This is a genomic window from Chamaesiphon sp. OTE_75_metabat_556, from assembly GCF_031378165.1.
Classification (GTDB): Bacteria; Cyanobacteriota; Cyanobacteriia; order Cyanobacteriales; family Chamaesiphonaceae; genus Chamaesiphon.
Window position 1 is genome coordinate 1 of record NZ_JANNDR010000503.1, and the last position, 5,177, is coordinate 5,177.

3 protein-coding genes are annotated in these 5,177 nt (G+C 47.1%); all 3 read right to left on the bottom strand.

The window, feature by feature from the left end:
• Positions 1 to 1,029 precede the first annotated feature (1,029 nt).
• Entirely contained in the window at positions 1,030 to 2,067 is a 1,038-nt protein-coding gene (locus tag RMO27_RS20140; protein ID WP_309735896.1) for a hemerythrin domain-containing protein, read from the bottom strand.
• Between the two features lie 414 nt (positions 2,068 to 2,481).
• Positions 2,482 to 3,303 (bottom strand): hypothetical protein, encoded by an 822-nt coding sequence (locus tag RMO27_RS20145; protein WP_309735898.1) that lies wholly within the window; start codon positions 3,301 to 3,303, stop codon positions 2,482 to 2,484.
• 222 nt (positions 3,304 to 3,525) lie between these two features.
• The coding region (locus tag RMO27_RS20150) for a nucleoside-diphosphate sugar epimerase/dehydratase (protein ID WP_309735900.1) at positions 3,526 to 5,177 on the bottom strand (1,652 nt) is incomplete at its 5' end.

Consider the following 5,177-nt stretch of genomic DNA (forward strand, 5'->3'; position numbering starts at 1 on the left):
TTACAGCTTAATCTTAAGTTGGACGCTCGATAATTCCGAGAATTATTTATGTCATTAGATAGAGATAATTTCAGGATAGATTTAGGGGATCGCCAAATTTTTGTTGATCGATAGAGCGAGAGCCAAGCGATCGGAATCGATCGATTAGTAGTCAATCTCGCACTCGATCAGGGTTGCCTTTGAAATGGCCGATCTTAATCCAAGAATTTGTGGTTACGGTCGTCAATTAACGGCGATCGACGATCTCTGATGTCGCGCGCGCTCTCTAACAGGATTTCACCATCGATCGTCAGCCGCGATGTCCGCAGAAATCTACCTGTGCTGGCTTTGTTCTCGCTCTAAAGACAGACAACCAAAACTAGTCCGACCGACTATCATCCGATCGAACAATCGACAAAAGTAGTAAATTCGGTTGTAAAATGTAATAGTTACGAAACCCGATTAATAACTCTGCACTTTTAATTCTTTAGATATTCATTCGCGATCGTTAGAGGGTAACGCGAATTAACTTTGGGGCTTTTTTCGCCAACTGGCGATCGCGCTATATCACCGCTTATTGTCCAGTATAAACATTCACGGAGTAGATGACTGATGACTGTTGCGTTGGTATAGCCCACCGAAGGTAATCGATTCCAAACGTTCTAAAAATCTCGATCGAACCCGCCCTCACCCTACTATAAATGCGAGCCATATTGAACGACGAGAGCCGTAAAGATCGCATTTGCTAATAAAAAGGACTGTCAGGAAAACATTCCATCCAGTCCCGCGATCGAGTAAAGTGTGAGAGCTAGGTTCAAAACTAAAACTGTTGACACAAAGCTAAATTATTCTAAATACCCAGAGCCAAGAATAACACTGCAATGACCGATCGTCTTGCCAAGTTTAGTTTGAGAATAATAAAGGGCGATCGTTAGCATAGCTGATTCCAATTTTCGTCGATAATCTTGCGGTGAGGAGTATTTACAGTAAGACTAGTGTTAACGAGCGTTTGAAATAGTTAGCTAACGATGCCCAGAGTCGAAACTTTAATTAGTTAGCATGTGCCATTGCTTGCTCTTGGAGCTTGCTTTTAGCAGCCTTGAACTGAGTAGCCATTTGCTCTTTTTGTGCATCGCTACAGTTGTTGCGAATTGCGGCAAACATCGTGTCTTCTTCTTGACGAACGTGGGCGGTGACAGCTTGCTTCAAGGCTTCTACTTTAGCTTTGAAAGTGCTGTCAGCAGGATTCATCGATTTGATTTTCGCCAACATCGTTTTCATCGCTGCTTGCTCGTCATAGAGTTCTTGGGTTTCACCATAGAACGGACGGACTGCGGGATACACTACTTGCTCCTCTGCTTCAGAATGAACGGATAAATCTTTGTAGATTTGGCCGAAATACTCTTGAATTTTCTGAGGATCGTTGGTGTTGTCAATTTGCATGAATAGCATATTGACTTTGTTGTGATCCGCACGGATGATATCTTGGATATTCAGGTCAGACTTGTCGCTAGTCTGAGTGACAGCACTGCCGACGATTCCAGAGAAGGCCGCGATCGAATCTTGGACGCGCGCCCACAGCCCTTGCTCGGCTTCTTTGCCAGTGAGTTCGCGGACGCCTAAGCTTTCGAGTACGCCTTTGAGTTGCTCTTGGTGAGCGCGATTCTCAAAGTTGATCGTATTCAAGGGAGCGATGGCGGCTTCGACATCGGCACCGACTACTTGAGCTGCTTTGTGTACCAAAACGCCAGACATGAATTGTTGGTGTTTTAGTAATTCATGTTGGGCGGCTTTTTCGGACAGCGAGAGCGCGGAGCCTTGCATCAACTGTTCGATCTCTTCCACCATTTTGATAATAGTTTCTTTGGGTTCGCCCTTGACCCCATACTGAACTATCACAGTATCTAAAATACCGATGTTTTTCCGATCATCATCTAACATCTTGCCAAACCGATCGCGGATTTCTTGGTCGTTGCAAGCGGCAATCAGCTTTTCTTCGTTGGAAATCAGCAGGTTTTGAATTTCTTTCATTCCGGCTAGCTTACAAGCGATCGCCGTTCTTTTTGAATCGTCAAGATTGATAGACATTTGGTATGCTCCTTGCTAATTAAGGTTCATTGTTTGCCAATGAATCATCTTTATTCAAGATATAAGATTTAGACATTTAGCTCATCTCTCTAACGACTGATTGGCAGGATCTATCTTTAGAGTGAGTGCAGAGATTGTCAACTATTATGCTGCAAAGTAATTAGAGTGAATTATAATTTAGCTGCAAATTTGCAATCGCTAATTATAACTTGAAAAATATAGCAACCGCCAAGGCGATTCGGATAGCACAACGATTGAAATCGTCGCTAGTGCTGCAAAGTCCGCCTACGCGGACTGAGATTTTAAGTGTCTTAACCGTCTTGGCGACTGCTAGATAAATTTTTGGTATATTATTTCGGTGTGTTATCTCATCAGTAACACGCCCTCCGAACTTCGGCCGATCGATTCGATCTGCTAATCCAAAGATTTACCAAATGCTGTCAATCCTTTTCCCAGCTTCTGAATCGCGCCTTTAAAACCCCGTCCGGCATGAGCGGCGGTGGCAGTGGTGAGATCGCCCAGTTGGATCAGTTGCTCGCTCAATTCATTACCTTTGGTTTTGCCGCCTTTTAATAGCTGCTTTAAGGCTTTGAGTTCGGTAGCGATTTTCTTGAGACTCTCATCTTCAGATTTGTGGAGCAAATCGTACCAGAGATCGATCTCGCCGACGGATGCTTTAGCATCGATTTGGGCGGGTGATTGTTTGAAGGTATCGACTAGCTCATCTAACGATTCCAGGTATTCGGCATCTTCAGCTTTAGATAACGACCGACCGATCTTCGTCAGTTGTTTGCCCAAATGTTGTAGCGGTGCTTTGAGTTCCTTGTCAGCATCAGCAGCGATTTCGATCGTTTGTTCGCCCAAATGACTAATTAACTCGCCCAGTTCGTGTCCGGTTGGCTCTTGGCGCTTCAAAAGCTTTTGGAGATCTTTGAGTCCGGTGGCCATCTCTTTAGCTTCGGGCTGTTTGGACTGCTTCAATAAACTGTGAAAAGTATCGATCGTCTCCAGTGTCGTATCGGGATCGATCGCACTAAGATCGTCTTGAAATGCTTTGGAAAGTGCATCCAATTGTGCGGCGATATCTGCTGTGGACTCAGCCTTAGCAGGTTTAGTAACTGTTTCCGACTTTTTAGCTTTCACACCGTCGGCTATTTCCTGTTGAGCCTCACCATTCTCGATCGAGTCTTCCTGAGTTGATTCGCGTTTATCCTGAATCTGTCTTTGGCTGGCCATAGTCCTAAAATCTCCGATCGCGGGTTTACACCCAGCTTACAAAGCTTCAGTCTGGGTGCCCTCATTCAATGGAGGTAGGCCAAGATCTGCCAGTTGAGAGAGATTGGCTCGATCGATCCAATTGAAATCGTAGCTCAGAGTCTAGTCCTAGCCCCCTTTGCACTGTTTTGAGTCTCCAGTCCACTAGCGATCGAGATTGATCGACAAGCAGGATTTGCCCAATTAGGCTACTTTCGCCCTTTTCCCCTTCGCTTTTGGCTGGCTGGCGAGCTGTTTGCGGCCTTCTTGATAGATCTCGGACTTGCGTAACTTGTCACCGATCGATGCTGCCATCGATAATGCCAATGTTTCTGATTTAACTTTGGCGTATTGTCCCATCGGTTGATATTCGGGTACCAACTGGTGGAGCACTGAGACACATTCAGTCACCGCGCATTCGGCGGCGGCGTCGAGCAAGGTTGTCAGTTGGGGTGCTAGCTCATCCCACGCTAACTTGGCCTCGCGAGCGCAGAAAATCTTCGGATGTCCGGTTTGTAAAGCCGCATCGCAATCGATCAATAGCTCTTCATAGATTTTCTCACCCGGACGCAAACCCGTCACCTGGATCGGAATATCTTGCTCTGGTTCGAGTCCGTGCAGGCGAATCATTTTGGCAGCCAAATCGTAGATTTTGACGGGTTCGCCCATATCGAGCAAGAAGACTTCACCACCTTTGGCCATCGCCCCAGCTTGAATCACCAGCGTTGCCGCTTCAGGAATGGTCATAAAGTAACGGGTAATATCAGCATGAGTTAGGGTGATCGGCTTGCCCGCTAAAATCTGTTCGCGGAAGCGGGGGACGACCGAACCGCTGCTCCCCAGGACGTTGCCAAACCGCACCATCGTAAAACAGGTATTGTGATTGGTTCGATCGGCTAAACCTTGGAGTACCAACTCGGCAACTCGCTTGGTGGCACCCATGATATTGGTGGGACGGACAGCTTTGTCAGTGGAGATCAAGACAAATTTAGGGACGCCACACTCGATCGCGCATTGAGCGGCAGTCAGGGTACCACTGATATTATTAATCATCCCCGAAATCGGATTGGCTTCAACGATCGGCACATGCTTATAAGCTGCCGCATGGTAAATAATATCTACTTGATATTGCTGGAGGACGCGAGTTAAGGCTTGAGCATCAGTCACCGAACCCAAACAGGCAACTTTGGTGAGGTTGGCATAATTCTCGCCCAATTCCATGTCGATTTGATAGAGCGCGAATTCGTGCAATTCAAATACCAGCAGCATTTTGGGGTTTTGCTTGGCAATTTGCCGACAGAGTTCCGATCCGATCGACCCACCACCACCAGTTACTAAGACGACGCGATCGGTGATATCGTGCTGGAGTAATTCGGGACGAGCGGGAATCGACTGCCGACCTAATAGATCTTCAATATCGAACTCTGGGGTTTTAGTAGCTGAGAATTGACCGTTTAAAAGTTCGGTAATACTCGGGACAGTTTTGACAGGTACGCCCAAGATTTGGAGTTTTTGGGACAGATCGCGTTTGCGTTGACCGGCGAGCGATGGCATCGCCAGCAGAATTTCGGCAAAGCCAATCGTGGCTTTGAGTTTGAGCAACTCGGCTGGTGCGTAGACGCGGATACCTTGGACGGTTTGGCCTTGGAGCGCGGGATTGTCATCGACAAAGCCGACTAACTTCTTGCCGCTTTCTCTAGCTAGAGCTTGAGCGAAGAAACAACCCGCACTACCCGCGCCGTAGATGATCACGCCCGTCATCGTTTCAGAGTCCTCACTCCGCCGCATGTGTTCGTGGAACGGGCGAACGCTCAAACGGACGGCGATCGCCAGACTCAGAGTGAGCATCCCATCAC